Origin of the sequence: Flavobacterium pallidum (assembly GCF_003097535.1) — a bacterium.
GTDB classification, from domain to species: Bacteria; Bacteroidota; Bacteroidia; order Flavobacteriales; family Flavobacteriaceae; genus Flavobacterium; species Flavobacterium pallidum.
This window is the reverse complement of the sequence record NZ_CP029187.1, coordinates 3334840-3351737: the sequence shown is the minus strand read 5'-3', so window position 1 is coordinate 3351737 and position 16898 is coordinate 3334840. Positions and strand designations below refer to the sequence as shown.

General features: G+C 43.4%; 11 protein-coding genes. All 11 read left to right on the top strand.

Annotated elements, in window-relative coordinates; all coding sequences use genetic code 11:
* Window positions 1-8 precede the first annotated feature (8 nt).
* The gene (locus HYN49_RS14240) at window positions 9-527 is read left to right on the top strand and encodes a DUF6913 domain-containing protein (RefSeq protein WP_108904740.1); all 519 of its coding nucleotides are present in this window, start codon (window positions 9-11) and stop codon (window positions 525-527) included.
* Window positions 528-529: 2 nt separating this feature from the next.
* Window positions 530-1411 carry a 4-hydroxy-tetrahydrodipicolinate synthase gene (gene dapA, locus HYN49_RS14235; protein WP_108904739.1) on the top strand — a complete coding sequence of 294 codons (882 nt, stop codon included), beginning with the start codon at window positions 530-532 and terminating at the stop codon, window positions 1409-1411.
* A 129-nt stretch (window positions 1412-1540) separates the two neighbouring features.
* Window positions 1541-2335, top strand: coding sequence for an outer membrane protein assembly factor BamD (locus tag HYN49_RS14230; protein ID WP_108904738.1), 795 nt, complete (start codon window positions 1541-1543; stop codon window positions 2333-2335).
* Window positions 2336-2342: 7 nt separating this feature from the next.
* Entirely contained in the window at window positions 2343-2660 is a 318-nt protein-coding gene (locus tag HYN49_RS14225) for a DNA-directed RNA polymerase subunit omega (protein ID WP_108372913.1), read from the top strand.
* Between the two features lie 6 nt (window positions 2661-2666).
* Window positions 2667-3878: a bifunctional phosphopantothenoylcysteine decarboxylase/phosphopantothenate--cysteine ligase CoaBC gene (gene coaBC / locus HYN49_RS14220; RefSeq protein WP_108904737.1), complete on the top strand. Its 1212-nt coding sequence runs from the start codon at window positions 2667-2669 to the stop codon at window positions 3876-3878.
* Entirely contained in the window at window positions 3871-4755 is an 885-nt protein-coding gene (gene porD / locus HYN49_RS14215; RefSeq protein ID WP_108904736.1) for a type IX secretion system protein PorD, read from the top strand. The genes coaBC and porD overlap by 8 nt, the downstream gene beginning before the upstream one ends.
* A gap of 66 nt (window positions 4756-4821) precedes the next feature.
* The gene (gene recN / locus HYN49_RS14210) at window positions 4822-6474 is read left to right on the top strand and encodes a DNA repair protein RecN (RefSeq protein ID WP_108904735.1); all 1653 of its coding nucleotides are present in this window, start codon (window positions 4822-4824) and stop codon (window positions 6472-6474) included.
* 202 nt (window positions 6475-6676) lie between these two features.
* The gene (gene fabV, locus HYN49_RS14205; protein WP_108904734.1) at window positions 6677-7867 is read left to right on the top strand and encodes an enoyl-ACP reductase FabV; all 1191 of its coding nucleotides are present in this window, start codon (window positions 6677-6679) and stop codon (window positions 7865-7867) included.
* 152 nt (window positions 7868-8019) lie between these two features.
* Window positions 8020-10743 (top strand): T9SS type A sorting domain-containing protein, encoded by a 2724-nt coding sequence (locus HYN49_RS14200; protein WP_108904733.1) that lies wholly within the window; start codon window positions 8020-8022, stop codon window positions 10741-10743.
* Between the two features lie 231 nt (window positions 10744-10974).
* Complete coding sequence (locus HYN49_RS14195) at window positions 10975-13707, top strand: T9SS type A sorting domain-containing protein (RefSeq protein WP_108904732.1); 2733 nt, start codon at window positions 10975-10977, stop codon at window positions 13705-13707.
* 128 nt (window positions 13708-13835) lie between these two features.
* Window positions 13836-16886 (top strand): T9SS type A sorting domain-containing protein, encoded by a 3051-nt coding sequence (locus tag HYN49_RS14190; RefSeq protein ID WP_108904731.1) that lies wholly within the window; start codon window positions 13836-13838, stop codon window positions 16884-16886.
* Window positions 16887-16898 lie beyond the last annotated feature (12 nt).

Here is a 16898-nt window from a genome sequence, read left to right as displayed (position 1 = left end):
AAAGTACTATGTTTTTAAAGTTTCTAAAGCATTTTTTATTAAAAAGAAAGTTAAAAAATAGCCTTTCGAATGTTAAGAACAATTTTAATGCCGGAAAAATAAAAACTGTAGGCTTGTTGATTGACGAAAGCTATTTTATTAACCGTGAGGCCCTGATCGTAGCATTGGTGCGCAATGGCGTCCAAAAAGAAAATATCAGCGTACTGGCCCACAAGGATAAGATAAAAAAGAATGAGCAATTTGACTATCCTGTTTTCACTATAAAAGATATCGATTGGGATGGTGTTTTCAAAAGCGAGGCTGTGAATGCATTTATCCAAACCCCATTTGACCTGCTTATCAGCTATTATGACGTGGAAAAGGCCCCGCTTTTATTTGTGACCCACAGGTCAAAAGCCGCTTTTAAGACTGGTTTCTCAACCACAGACAAACGCCTGAATCATTTCATGATCAACACCGTAGCGGAAAATTACGAAGTATTCACCTCCGAGTTATTCCGTTACCTTATAATATTAAACAAAATCTAACTATGCAATCATTCATCGGTACCGGTGTCGCGCTGGTCACTCCTTTCAAAAAAGATTTTTCCGTCGATACGGAAGCTTTAGTCAGAATCGTCAACCACGTTATCGAAGGTGGTGTTGAATATCTTGTAGTCCTGGGGACAACCGGAGAACCGGCCACGCTGACTGAAGACGAAAAAGAATTGGTGATTGATACGATAGCTAAAGCCAATAACGGCAGGCTCCCGTTGGTATTGGGCGTTGGCGGGAATGATACGGCTGCCGTGGTCAACGAATTAAAGACACGAGATTTTTCAAGATTTTCAGCGATATTGTCAGTTTCTCCATATTATAACAAACCGACGCAGGAAGGCATTTACCGCCATTTCAGCGCAGTTGCCCAGGCTTCACCTTTGCCGGTAATCCTTTACAATGTGCCTGCAAGGACGGGAAGTAATGTGTTGCCGTCCACGATTTTGAGGCTGGCAAATGAGTATAATAACATCATTGCCGTAAAAGAAGCGGCAGGAGACATTGTGCAGGCGATGAAAATCATACAGCACAAACCAAAAGATTTCCTGGTCATTTCAGGTGATGATATGATTGCGTTGCCAATGGTATTGGCTGGTGGGGCAGGAGTGATCTCTGTAATTGGTGAAGGCTTCCCGAAAGAATTTTCGGAAATGATCCGTCTCGGGTTGCAGCGTAAAACGGACGAAGCCTATGCAGTCCACTATAAAATTGCCGATTCTATTGATATGATTTTCGAGCAGGGAAATCCGGGCGGCATCAAGCAAATCCACAAAGCGATGGGGCTTTCGGAACATACCGTGCGTTTGCCGTTGGTGGAAGTAAACGAGGAACTTGCGGTAAGGATCGACAGTTTCGTGAAATCCCTGGGATACTAAATCATAACAATTACCCATGCCTTGCAGGCTTCAAAAAAATGTTTTGTAGTCTGTAATTAATAACTAAATTTGCAGCTTGATTTTCAGCGAATATCATTCAGGCGAAAAATCTTAAACTTAAAAATTATAATGAAGAAATTTATTTCTCTGCTTTTTGTCCTTTTGGTACTGAATTCCTGCAGCGAATACCAGAAAGCGCTCAAGAATGACGATATCGCCAAGAAATTTGAGGTTGGAACCAAAATGTACGAAAAAGGCAAATTCAGTAAAGCATTGAGGCTTTTCGAACAGATTGCCCCTTCGTATCAGGGAAAGCCGCAGGCTGAAAAATTGTTTTACATGTATGCAAAGTCATTTTACGCTGAAAAGCAATACTATCCTGCGAGTTACCAATTTGAAAAATTTTCATCGACTTATCCAAAAAGCGAGAAAGCGGAAGAAGCCGCCTATTTGGGCGCTTACAGTTTTTCCAAGCTGTCTCCGCGTTACAGTCTAGACCAGGTGGATACTTACAAAGCGATTGATAAACTGCAGTCTTTTATTAATAATTACCCGAATTCTGAATTCCTTCCGGAAGCGAACCGTATCGCAAAGGAATTGAGGGAAAAGATTGAAAAGAAGAACTTCGAAATCGCAAAACAGTACAATACGATTTCCGATTATAAATCGGCATTGATCGCGCTGGATAATTTTATAGCCGATTTTCCTGGAACGCCTTATAAAGAGAAAGCATTGTATTATAAACTGGATTCTGCTTATAATCTTGCCATCAACAGTGTGCCTGCAAAAATGCAGGAAAGGCTTGTTGTAGCAAAAAGCGCTTATGCCAGCCTTATGAAGTTTAATGCGTCAACAGAATATAAAAGCAAGGCCGACGAGATGCTGGCCAGGATTGAAACAGATTTAAAACAATTTTCTAAATAAAAAAGTCATGGATTTAAAAAAGACGAATGCTCCGGTAAACACAATCACTTATAACAAAAGTCAGATTGAGGAACCAACCGGAAATGTGTATGAGGCAATCACGATTATGGCTAAAAGGGCAAACCAGATCAATTCTGAAATCAAAAAGGAACTGACAGAAAAATTGGAAGAGTTTGCTACTTACAATGACAGTCTGGAAGAAATCTTCGAAAATAAAGAACAGATTGAAGTGTCTAAATTCTATGAAAAACTTCCAAAACCACATGCTTTGGCAGTACAGGAATGGCTGGATAATAAGATCTACCACAAAGATTCCTCTAAATAATATATAATGTCAGTTTTAAGCGGTAAAAAAATATTACTGGGTGTTTCTGGTGGCATCGCCGCATATAAAACTGCAGGTTTATTAAGACTTTTTATAAAAGCAGGCGCACAGGTCCAGGTGATCATGACGCCTGCTTCTAAGGATTTTGTCACACCACTGACACTTTCCACACTCTCCAAAAATCCGGTTCATTCCACTTTCTATAATGAAGACAGCGAAGAGGCCGTCTGGAATAATCATGTCGATTTAGCACTTTGGGCAGACCTTATGCTCATCGCTCCCGCTACTGCAAATACCTTATCGAAAATGGCTTCCGGAGCATGCGATAACCTGCTTATGGCGGCTTATCTGTCTGCGAAATGCCCGGTTTACTTTGCCCCGGCCATGGATCTGGATATGTACAGGCATCAATCGACGCTGCAAAACTTCCATGCATTGAAACAATTCGGGAACATTATGATTCCGGCTGAAAGCGGAGAACTTGCAAGCGGACTTTCAGGAGAAGGCCGTATGGCCGAACCCGAGAATATCATTGCGTTTATCGAAAAGGATATTGAATCCAAATTACCCTTAAAAGGAAAAAAAATACTGATTACTGCGGGTCCTACATACGAAGCAATAGATCCTGTACGTTTTATAGGGAATCATTCTTCAGGGAAAATGGGTTTTGACCTTGCGGAAACGGCAGCAGGATTGGGGGCAACAGTGATTTTGATTACGGGTCCGACGCATTTTTCAGCTAAAAATCCGAACATTGACACTGTTAGGATTATTTCTGCAAATGATATGTATGAAGCCTGCCACAAGTTTTATGGCGATGTAGATGTAGCGATTGCCGCAGCTGCAGTCGCCGATTACAGGCCGAAATTTGTTGCGGAGGAAAAGATTAAGAAAACCGCTGAAGCGTTTACGATCGAAATGGAAAAGACACAGGACATCCTTGCTTCGATGGGACAAATCAAGAAAAACCAGTTCCTGATCGGATTCGCATTGGAAACTGAAAATGAGATTGAGAATGCCAAGCTGAAAATCACGAAAAAAAACTTAGATTTGATTGTTTTAAATTCGCTTCGTGATGAAGGCGCAGGTTTTGGTAAGCCAACAAACAAGATCACATTCATAGATAAGGATTTCAATATCGAGCCGATGGATCTCAAATCAAAGGAAGCCGTTGCTGAAGATATCTTAAATAAAGTAATAACACATTTCAATGCGTAGAATTATCTGTTTTTTATTGCTTGTAACGGGCTTTGCCAATGCGCAGGAGCTCAATTGTGAGGTTCGGGTCAATTCTGAACGTGTTGGCGCAACAAACCAGCAAATCTTCAGGACGCTCGAAAAATCCCTGAACGAATTCATCAACAAGACAAAGTGGTCGGAAACAGAATATAAGGCAAAAGAGCGTATCGATTGCACGATGTTCATCAATGTGGCCTCTTACAGTGGTGACCAGTTTTCGGCAACATTGCAGATACAATCCTCACGCCCGATTTATAATTCGACGTATGCCACGCCGGTTTTTAACTTCAACGATAAGGACTTTAATTTTAAATATGTTGAGTTTGAGAACCTGTTTTTCAATCCCAACAGCTTTGATTCGAACCTGATTTCGGTGATGGCTTTTTATGCCAATATCATCATCGGGATGGATGCCGATACCTATTCCCCGTTGGGTGGCACCGATTATTTTACTGCTGCGCAATCCATAGCCAGTACCGCGCAGCAAGGCGGTTATAAGGGGTGGAGCCAGCAGGATGGCAACCAGAACCGTTATTTCCTGATCAATGACCTGCTGTCGAATACTTTTGCGCCAATCCGTGAAGTGATGTATGATTATCATTTGGGTGCGCTGGATACTTTTGGCGATAACACCAAGGCCGGAAAAGAAAAAATCAAGACAGCACTGATGTCACTCCAGAAGGTGTATGATTTGAGGCCAAATGCGTTTTTGACACGTGTTTTTTTCGATGCCAAAGCAGATGAAATCCTGTCGATTTTTTCAGCAGGGCCATCGGTAAATATTTCAGACCTTACGGAAATGCTGAACAAGCTCTCCCCGCTGAATTCCAGTAAATGGTCTTCTATTAAATTTTAGCATATTACATCAGTAGGTTTTTTTCGGATGAATGCTTAATATTGTAATCCACTTAAAAGCCATACAATGCTCGTTTCGCTTTCCATCCGCAACTTTGCCCTGATTGAAAAATTATCCATCGATTTTTCCGGTGGATTTTCTGTTATTACAGGTGAAACCGGGGCAGGTAAATCCATTTTACTCGGTGCGCTGGGATTGGTTTTAGGCAAACGCGCCGACCTTTCCTCGCTGCGTAGAAAAGAAGAAAAATGCGTTGTTGAAGCCCATTTCGATATTGCTGCTTATGGATTGCAGGAATTTTTCGAACAAAACGATTTAGACTACGAGCACCTGACGATACTGCGCCGGGAAATCCTTCCTACAGGAAAATCGCGCGCCTTCATAAACGACAGCCCGGTAAACCTGCCGGAACTCCAGGATTTGGGTAATTTCCTGATCGACATCCATTCGCAACACCAGACACAGGAACTTTCTGACGAGCAGATCCAGTTCAGGATTATTGATGCGATTGCGGGAAATCAGGAAAAAATAAGTGAATTCGCGGCATTGTTGAAAAATTATAAAAGCCAGAAAAGCGACATTGCAGCACTTACCGCTAAGCTTCAGGAGGCGAATAAGGAACAGGATTATAATGCTTTTTTGCTGGAAGAATTGTCGGGGATTACACTTAAACCCGGTTTGCAGCAGGAATTGGAAAGTTTACATGAACAGTTAAGCAATGTTGAAAATATAAAGGAATCATTTTCAAAAGCGCTTTCGCTTGCAGATAATGAGCAGTTCGGTGTGGTGCAAAATCTCAAGGAGGTCAGGGCATCACTACAAAAGATTGCCGGTGTTTCAAAAGATTACGAATCACTATCCGAAAGAATCAACATCGCGCTGATTGATATTGACGATGTGGTTTCGGAAATCAACAAACACGTCGAAAAACTGGTGGATGACCCTGCCCAGCGCGAAGCGGTCGGCCAGCAGTTGCAGGTGATTTATAATCTGCAGAAAAAGCACCAGGTGGGCGGTGTCGAGGAATTGATTTCGATCCGTGAGCAGCTTGAGGGTAAGGTAATCGCGGCGGATCATCTCGAGTCGGCGATTCGGGACCTGGAACGGCAGATTGAGCAAAGTGCGTCGGAACTGGATTCAAAGGCTGATGCCATACACAGGGGCAGGAGCGAAGCCATTCCGTTGTTGTCAGCGCAATTGACCGGCATATTGTCGCAACTGGGCATGCCCGATGCCCGATTCAATATGCAGTTGACGGCATCCTCAAATTATTATGGCAATGGGAAAGACGAACTGCAATTCCTGTTTTCAGCAAATAAAGGTTCGGATTTCGGGTTGTTGAAAAAAGTGGCTTCTGGCGGCGAAATGTCGAGGATTATGCTGGCTGTAAAAGCGATTCTGGCGAAATATTCCAAACTGCCCGCCATTATCTTTGATGAGATCGATACGGGCGTTTCCGGTGAAATTGCGAATAAGATGGGCGAAATCATGAAAGCGATGAGCGCCGACATGCAGGTTTTTGCCATCACGCATTTGCCGCAGATTGCCGCGAAAGGCGACGAGCATTTTAAAGTGTACAAATCGGTGTCGGACGGGCAGACGCAATCTGATTTGAAACAACTTTCCATGGACGAGCGCATTATGGAAATTGCGGAAATGCTTTCCGGTAAAGATATTTCCGAATCGGCGCGGAACCACGCGATGGCGTTGTTGGGCTGATGCATCATTTGGACACGGGACCGCGTGAGGGATTAAGGCGATAGCCCGCAGCGCAGCGAGGACTAAAGCCGAAAGCCCGACCCGCAGGGGCACGCCACCGGCAGCCTACTGTTGGCAGTTGCAGTAGGCAATATGCGGATTTTTTGTTAACTTCGTGCGATCTAAAAAAATTAAAAATCAATAACCGATAATTATATAATTTATGGTAATAGAGCCAAGAATGCGCGGATTTATCTGCCTTACGGCGCACCCGGACGGCTGTGCGAAGAGTGTTAAGAATCAAATTGAATATGTGAAATCGAAGGGAAGCGTTGACGGTGCCAAAAAGGTTTTGGTGATCGGGGCTTCTACAGGATTTGGACTCGCGTCGAGGATTACAAGTGCTTTTGGGTCAGGGGCAGCAACCATTGGGGTTTTCTTTGAGAAACCACCAAGCGAAGGCAAGACTGCTTCACCGGGCTGGTACAATTCGGCGGCATTTGAAAAAGAAGCCAAAAGTGCAGGCCTTTATGCCAAAAGCATTAATGGCGATGCCTTTTCTGACGAGGTGAAGCAGCAGGCGATGGATATGATCAAGGCTGATTTAGGCCAGGTAGACCTGGTGATTTACAGCCTGGCTTCGCCGGTGCGTACCGATCCGAAGACGGGCATTCTACATCGTTCGACTTTGAAGCCGATCGGGAATACATTTACAAACAAGACCGTCGATTTCCATACCGGAAACGTAACGCAGGTAAGTATTGAGCCGGCGAACGAAGAAGAAATTGCCAATACAGTAAAAGTAATGGGCGGAGAAGACTGGGCGATGTGGATCGATGCGTTGAAAGCTGCAGGCCTTTTGGCACAGGGTGCGATGACGATTGCGTATTCATATATCGGGCCGGCGGTTACGGAAGCGGTGTACAGGAAAGGGACAATCGGGCGTGCGAAGGACCACCTTGAGGCGACGGCATTTTCGATCACGGACAGTTTGAAGGATATCGGCGGGAAAGCGTATGTTTCAGTGAATAAGGCATTGGTGACGCAGGCGAGTTCTGCGATTCCGGTGATTCCGCTGTATATCTCGCTGCTTTATAAGATCATGAAAGAAAAAGGTATTCACGAAGGCTGTATCGAGCAAATCCAGCGGCTGTTCCAGGACAGGCTCTATGCTGACGGCGGAATCCCGACTGATGACCAAGGCCGGATCAGGATCGACGACTGGGAAATGCGCGACGATGTGCAGGAAAAAGTGGCGGCATTGTGGGAGCGGTCTACGACGGAAACGCTGCCTGGAATAGGCGATTTGGCGGGATATAAGAACGATTTCCTGAATTTATTCGGGTTTGAATTCGCTGGAGTGGATTATATGGCCGATGCAAACGAAATGGTCTCTGTGGAAAGCATACCATAAAAAGCATATTTTTGATGAAAAAAGTAGCAGCGGTTCAGAAATGAGCCGCTTTTTTTAGTTAAAAAATCGAAATTTAACGTTTGCATACCGTTTTTTGATTGTGAGTTTGTTTCTTATTCTATATTTTAGCTCCCTTAATCTAAAACTTTTTTATGAAAAAAATTACTTTATTAACTTTTATTTTAGGCTTTTCGTCGTTTATTTCGGCGCAATGTCTGAATTCAACCAACGGGCAATACCCCGCGGCGACTTACACGGCAGCTACCTGTGATGGTAATACCGTAAACAATGTCACCACCTTAGGATTCGCGGATGAATACTCCAAGGTGAATGTTGTTTCTGGTGAGACTTACCAATTTTCAAGCTCTGTTGCCAGCGACGTAATCACGATTTCGGATGAAGAAGGTACTACTTCTTTGGCGTATGGTGAAAACGGTTATGTTCTTTGGGTATCTGATGTGGATGGTGTGGTCAGGTTTTACACACATAAAGACAATACGTGTGCGGGTGACGGCACTACTTTCCGCGTCAGAAAAATGATTTGTGGAACACCTCCGAGCTGTTTGCCTGCGAGCGGTGCGGATGTTTCTGCTGTAGGTCTGGATACCGCTACCTTGATATGGAATGCCTCAAACACGGGGCCTGCTGACGGTTATGACTATATCCTTACGCAAGACAGCACGGCTCCTGATGCCAATTCAACGCCTGATGCAACATTGCCAGCGGGAACATTGACGGTAGACTTTTCTGCGCTTAGCGAACTGACCCACTATTATTTCTGGGTACGTGCCAATTGTGGCGGCGGTGATGTAAGTACCTGGGTAGGTACAGATTTTACTACCCTTGGCCCGCCACCTGTAAATGATGATGCTACCGGAGCACTTCCGTTAACGCTGGACATCGGAACAGCTTGTGGTGCCGGTAAAATTACTGGGATTTCGAATGCCAATACGACACCATCAGCTGAAATCGATCCTACCTGTATGGACCAATACAATCCATCATTCGGGAATGGCGACATGTGGTATATGATCCAGGCTCCGGCTACGTCTTTTACGATTAATATTTCGGACATTACCGGACAGATCATTACAGTTTCAAGTGCGCTATATTCGGGGACACCTGGAAATCTTACGGAAACTGGAACCTGTGGAAATGCCGCTACAAAGACATACAGCAACCTGAATACCGGTGATACTTACTATCTGAGGGTTTGGGATTATGCTAATGACGGTATTGGTACATTCAGTATCTGTGGATGGTATATCGATTGTGAGAATCCAACGGCAACTTTCACTCCGGCGTTCGACTGTGCCAATGCACAATTCAATGTTGACGTTGATGTAACAGACTTGGGTACTGCAACATCATTGACCATTTCTGATGACCAGGGTAGTGCAAACCAGTCGGCAAGTGCTGCCGGCACATATACTTTCGGACCATATCCTGAAGGAACATCTGTAGTGATTACTATTGCAAATGATCAAAGCACTTTTTGTTCTATTAACAGTGGAACGCTTCAAAGTGCCTGTCCTCCTGTTAATGATGACCCTGCAGGTGCTATTGAATTGACACTTGATCTGGGGACATCCTGCGGTGCTAATAAAATTACGGGCATATCGAATGCAGCAACAACTGGTTCAGATGCTGAAGTTGATCCTTCTTGTACAGATCAATACAATCCTTCAAATGGAAATGGCGATCTATGGTATTATTTTGTAGCGCCATCTTCTACAGTTACCCTTAATGTTTCTGATATTGCGGGTGGAATCTTTACAGTATCCAATGTGCTTTATTCAGGTACGCCAGGTAATTTTACTGAAGTCGGGGTTTGCGGAAATGCAGCTACCAAGACCTACACTGACCTGACGGCAGGGGATACTTATTATTTCAGGGTATGGGATTATGGAAATGACGGCATCGGTACTTTCAGTATTTGCGGATGGTACCTTGATTGTGTCAATGCGACGGCAACTTACAGCGTGGTTTCTGATTGTGCCAATGGCGAGCAATTCCTTGTAGACGTGAATGTTACGGATATGGGATCTGCGTCATCGCTGACTATTTCAGACAACCAGGGAAGTGCTCCTCAGACAGCAAATGCTGCCGGAACTTATACTTTCGGTCCTTTCGCTAACGGAACTTCTGCGATTTTTACAGTACAAAATGATCAGAATGCAGCTTGTGTGCTTACCAGCGCAGCACAGATACAAGTTGCGTGTCCTCCTTCGAATGATGATTGTTCCAATGCCATTGCAATAACGTCGTTACCTTACAGCAACACTCAGGATGCAACTGGTGCTACCAACAATGCCGGCTTTATTACTACCTGTACCAATGCGATGAACGATGGTGTATGGTATACAGTTGTTGGAGACGGTGGAGATATCACGATTGATTTAAATCCTACAGCCTGGGATCCTCAAATAGGAGTTTATACAGGAACCTGCGGAGCTTTGGTATGTGTCGGCACTGTTGATAACGGTTTTGCTGCCGGTGATCCTGAGACTTACACTATTACAGGCTCTGTTCCAGGGACAATGTATTATATCAATGCAGGACATTACAGCGGTGCTACAAATAGTCTTGAAGGTGTAATGGATATTGAAGTAACTTCCACGGCATTGAATGTTGGAGACAATGTGTTTACTACGCTTAAGGTGTATCCTAATCCTGTGAAGAACATATTGAATCTTTCAGGAACCAAAAATATTTCAAGTGTTTCCGTTTTCAATATGCTTGGACAGCAAATGCTGACCAAAAATGTGAATGCGAATGAGAGTCAGATTGATATGGCACATCTGGCTTCTGGAACTTACTTTGTAAAAGTTTCAGCAGAAAATCATGTGAAAACCATTAAAGTGGTAAAACAGTAACAAACGTGTTTTTTTATACTGAAGACTCCGGCAGAAATGCCGGAGTCTTTTTTATATCATTACCTGGCTTATATAATGTTAGATATTTAAATTTACGATGCCCAATAAAATCAGGTAAAATGTATCTGATGTTTCGCTATATAAATAAATGTGTAAATAAAATTGGAAAAATAATTTATTAAGACAAGTATTTTAAGTAAATTACGTCACTATTAACACTAACTACGTTTTATGAAAAAATCTTACTTATTACTAATCGTGCTATTTCTATGTTTTCAGGCAAAAGCCCAGGAAACATGCGACACTGCAATTGATTTAGCAACACTTACATCGCCCTATGATGGAGATACCTCCACAAATACGGATGATAACCTTATCAGCTGTCGAAACGATGGAACAGCTTACACCAACACTTCTCCTGATCAGTATTTTTACATTATGGTGCCATCAGGCTCCACATTGAACATCAGGCAGAGTGCGAATGATTATGACTCAACAGTCGTATTGTTTTATGGCGATTGCACGAACCGTACAGAGATCAAATGTTTTGACGATGATGATTTGCAACCAGTAACCTGGGCAAATGATACCGGAAGCGATCAGACGGTATATTGGATCCAGGACGGTTATGGTTCTGACAGTGGTTCTTTTACACTGGAATGGTCAATTATTGCATGTATTAATGCTACGGCAACGTATACGGTGGTTTCGGATTGTGCTAACGGTCCTCAATTCATGATCGATGTAGACATCACCAACCTTGGTTCTGCTACTTCACTGACTGTAACCAACGACCAGGGTGATGCCCAGGCTACATCGGCTACAGGTGTTTTATCGTTTGGTCCGTTTGCTAATGGCACTCCAGTTGTATTTACAATAGCTAACGACCAGGATGCTGCTTGTACACTTACTTCAAATACACTTACACAGGCGACATGTCCTCCTGATTGTACCGCTGCCACGCCAATTGCCAATTGCGGCGATGAAGTAATGGTAACTCTTGTTGAAGGAGAAGGAGCATGGAATCCAGGAAGCTGTGGATATGATACACTTGGTACTGAGTTTGTTTATTCATTCACTCCTGTTGAAACCGGAGAATACAGTCTTGAAATTACTGCAGCTACAGGTGGCTATATTGATTATTTCTGGAAAGAGGCTTCAGGAAGCTGTGACGAAACCGGCTGGACATGTATCGATGACAATAATGGTGCAGGCATAGACCCGATTGGAATGCTTGATGCCGGAGTTACCTACTTGTTCTTACTGGATAGCGAAGGAACAGGTGAGAAAACCGCAACCTTTAAAATTAAGTGTCCTCCAACATGTTACAATGGTGCAGCGACTTATACACTTACATCTGACTGTCCGAATGGAAACGAGCAATTTTTCGTTGATGTAAATATTACAGACATGGGAACTGCAACATCAGTTACCATTGCTGATGACCAGGGAAGTGCAACGCAACAGACTACTTCAACCGGAAGTTTTACTTTTGGTCCTTACCCAAATAACACCAATGTAATCTATACGATTTCAAACGATAATGATGCGACATGTGTAATCACAAGCCCAGCACAGACCATCATCCAGTGCCCACCTGTAAATGATGAGCCAGCCGGAGCAGTATTATTGACTTTGGATTTAGGAACTTCATGCGGGCCTAACAAGATCACCGATATTTCCAATGCATCCACTTCAGGCTCTAACAGTGAAGTTGATCCAACCTGTATGGACCAATACAATCCATCAAATGGCAATGGGGACCTTTGGTTCTATTTTGTAGCGCCTTCAAGTGAACTTACTCTAAATACTTCAGATATCCAGGGGAACATATTTTCTGTTTCCACAGCACTTTACTCAGGTACTCCGGGTAACTTTACTGAAGTTGGTAACTGCGGTAATACTGCGACAAAAGCTTACACTGGCCTGACAGTTGGTGAAACTTACTACTACAGGATGTGGGATTATGCAAACGACGGAATCGGTTCATGGAGCCTTTGCGGTTGGTACCTTGATTGTACTAATGCAGCTGTCACTTATGATGTGGTTTCAGACTGTGCCAATGGCGAGCAATTCTTTGCAACTGTAATCGTAAATGATATGGGATCTGCAACATCATTGACCATCAGTGATGATCAGGGAAGCGCGCCACAAACCGCCAGCGCAGCCGGAACTTATTCTTTTGGCCCTTTCCCAAACAATACACCAGTAATCTTTACTGTAGCGAATGACCAAAATCCAGCCTGTACATTAACAAGTCCAACACAAAACCAGGTAGCTTGTCCTCCTTCAAATGATGAGTGTGATGCTGCTATTCAGGTTTTTGCAGGATCTGCAGTAAATGAAATCATTAACGACCTTACCAATGTAGGTGCTACAGGTTCGCCTGAAGCTACTCCTACAACTTGTTTAGGTTATGCCGGAGGCGATGTCTGGTACACGCTTATGGTTCCTCCATCAGGAAACGTTATAATCGAAACTTCGAATTCTTCTTCAGGAGATACGGGTGTAGATACTGTAGTGACCGTTTATACCGGCACTTGTGGTAATCTTACCCAAATCGATTGTGACGATGATGATGCTGACACAGGGGCTTACTCAAAAGTTGTAATTACAGGACAAACACCAGGTGATATGCTTTACCTGAGGATTTATGAGTACAACAACGACAATGCGGGAGCTTTTGGCCTTACAGCTTATGATGAGTCTATGTTAGGGGTAACTGGGGTAGATCACAGCAAATTCAATGCTTACCCTAACCCGGTAACTGATATCCTTACTGTATCATACGGACAAAACATTACTGATGTTGCAGTTTACAATTTACTTGGGCAGCAAGTAATGACTAAAAAGTTAAATGCCAATACGGGACAAATCGATATGTCTAACATTTCAGCAGGCGCTTACTTTGTTATTGTAAATACAGTCGATGGAACAAAAACCATCAAAGTGCTGAAAAAATAATCAATAGTATTTTTACTCAAGAACTCCGGACTTTGTTCCGGAGTTTTTTTTTGAATTAAGATATTTTTTTACTCACAAAATGCAGATTATTATTTAACTTAGTTAGCTATAATCTAATAATTTCAGTTATGAAGAAAATTACATTTCTGGTAGTAATGCTTATCAGTTTTTTATCCTTCGGGCAAACTTGTGAGCAAACATTTTCGGTGGCTGGTTTTGATACCGATCCGTTAGTATTATCAGTGAACATGGCCGACCTGGCCTGCTATGGTGGTACAATTAATTCGATCACCATTAGCGATGCAACCCTTGGAAGTGATTTTTGGTGCGGGGAATGGTATTCGTTCAATGTAGATATTGATGGAAGTGTCACTAGTATGTGCGCATCAGATTTAATAGGAATGGACATCACTACATTTTCTTCAATGTCAATAACATCAACAGATCTGGATACCGCAGATGATTTTATATCCATGTCATTAACCATCACGGTCAATTACACCGTAGCGACTTCCCCAAATGCTGATGCGGTATTAATCAGCCCGCCAGACGGTGCTACAGACGCTGCCCTGAATGGAGTCCTGACATGGAGTGATGCATCCGGCGGCGTGATGGGTTATAAGCTTTCAGTGGGGACAACGTCTGGTGGAAATCAAATTGTCAATAACCTCGATGTGGGAAATGTCACTACTTACGACATTTCTGGAAATTTGAATGAAAGCACACAATACTTCATACGTATAACACCCTACAACGCTAATGGAGATGCAGCAAATGTACCGGAATATTCTTTTACAACAGCAGCTTTCGCCGCAGGGGATTTTTGCAATACTGCCATTGATTTGAGTGCATTGAGCTCTCCAATCACAGGTAATACTACGGGAGCTGTTGATGATTCAAACCCATCATGTGGAGAGAATGCTGCAGCAGATCTTTATTACTATATATTGGTGCCGGCCGGTTCAACACTCACAATTGGGCAGACGTTCAATGATTATGACTCAAAAAACTACATGTTTTTTGGGAATTGTAATTCCCAAACAACCCTTGCATGCTTTGATGACAGTGATACCCAAACCATTACGTGGTCAAACGATACCGGTTCCGATCAAACCGTATATTGGGTGCAGGATGGATATGATACGGAACAGGGAAGTTTCGAACTAGCATGGTCGTTAATTGCGTGTACCAACGCTACGGCAGGATATACGATTGTTCCGGATTGTGCCAATGGTGAGCAGTTCCTGGTAGATGTAGCCATCCAGGATCTTGGCTCAGCAACATCATTAACCGTATCAGACGATCAGGGTAGCGCACCGCAGCAGGTTACTGGAGTAGGGACGGTTCAGTTTGGACCTTATGCTAATGGAACAAATGTGGTTTTTACGACATTAAACGATCAGGATGCGAACTGTTTTATTGTAAGCCCAGCCCAGAATTTAGCCGCCTGTCCGCCGCAAAATGATACCTGTGCCAATGCGATCGACCTTGCCAATTTAATTTCTCCGATTACTGGCAATACTGCATATGCTTTGAATGACAATCTTACGTATTGTAATTTCGATGGTGATCCACAGCAAAGCTTTGCGCCTGATGTGTATTATTCTATCATGGTGCCAAATGGCTCAACACTCATTATTGGCCAGACTGATAACGATTATGACTCTACTAATATCGCATTTTATGGTGATTGCAGCAATCCTGCACAGATTGCCTGTTTCGATGATGGTGATTATACTCAGGTGACATGGATCAATCAAACCGGTAGCGATCAAACCGTTTACTGGGTACAGGACGGATATGATGCCGATGCCGGGAACTTCACGCTGGCCTGGTCAATACTCAACTGTATACAACCAGCAGCTGCTTTTAGCGTAGTTCCTGATTGTGCCAACGGCGACCAGTTTCTGATCAATGTGGACATTACAGATATGGGTTCGGCAACATCGCTATCCATTGCGGACGACCAGAACAGTGCTACACAACAGGTTACTGCTACCGGAACAGTGCAATTTGGGCCTTATGCCAATAACACGCCTGTGATTTTCTCAGTGACCAATGATCAAAGCCCTGACTGCAGTGTTACAAGTGATGAGCTCAACCAATTCGAATGCCCTCCGGTAAATGATAATTTTGCAAATGCCATTCCCATCAATTGCGGGTCGACCGTCACAGGAAGCACCACTTTGGCAACCATTGACGAGGCATCTGCTCCAGTAGCATTTGGCGTTACGGATACTTCAAGGAATGTGTGGTATTCCTACACGGGTTCCAGTCCTGAAACCATTACACTCCAGTTATGCGACTCCTCATACGATACGGCTGTTTTGGTTTACACAGGGACCAGCGGGAACCTTACAGTAGTTGCAGGGAATGATGATGGGGGAGAAGAAGCCTGTTTTGATTATCCGACACATTCATTCGTCAATTTTATCTCCGACGGTGTGACGACATATTATATCGATGTAAGAGGATATACTGATTTTGCAAATGGTGATTATTCTATGGATATAAGCTGTGATGTCGTAACGCCTCCGGTTGTTGCCAATCAAACCTGTGCCACCGCGCTTGAAATCCCTACGGATGGTAGTGTAATCGATTCAGACAATTCCTTCGGTGATGTTAGCGCTACGCAGCCGGATTGTGATGATTTCGGCAGTATACAGGATGTGTGGTTTTCTTTTATAGCACCATCTGATAGTGTGGATTGTATTTTAACTAATGGCACCATGACTTCGTTGAATTTCAATATTTACAGTGGTGACTGCAGTACCCTTACTGATGTCGGTTTCAACTGCTATACTGATTTAACCCAGCAAACGACAGCCAATCTTGCAGGCCTCCTTAACGAGGGAGAGACTTATTACATACAGGTTTGGTCTAGTGCATTAGAACAAGGGACTTTCAGCCTGCGTTTGGAAAATACAGGCCTTGGAGTTGAAAATCCTGCTTTTGCAAATTTTTCATACCATCCGAACCCGGTTACTAATGTGCTCAACCTAAACGCTGTGAATATGTCTTCAGTATCGGTATTTAATATATTAGGGCAGCAGATCCTGACAAGGACTATCAATGCCAATGCGGCGCAAATAGACATGTCTGCCCTCGCAGCCGGAAGTTATATTGTAAAAGTTAATGCACAGGATGAAGTGAAGACCATCAAAGTGATTAAGCAATAATTGCGATCTGTA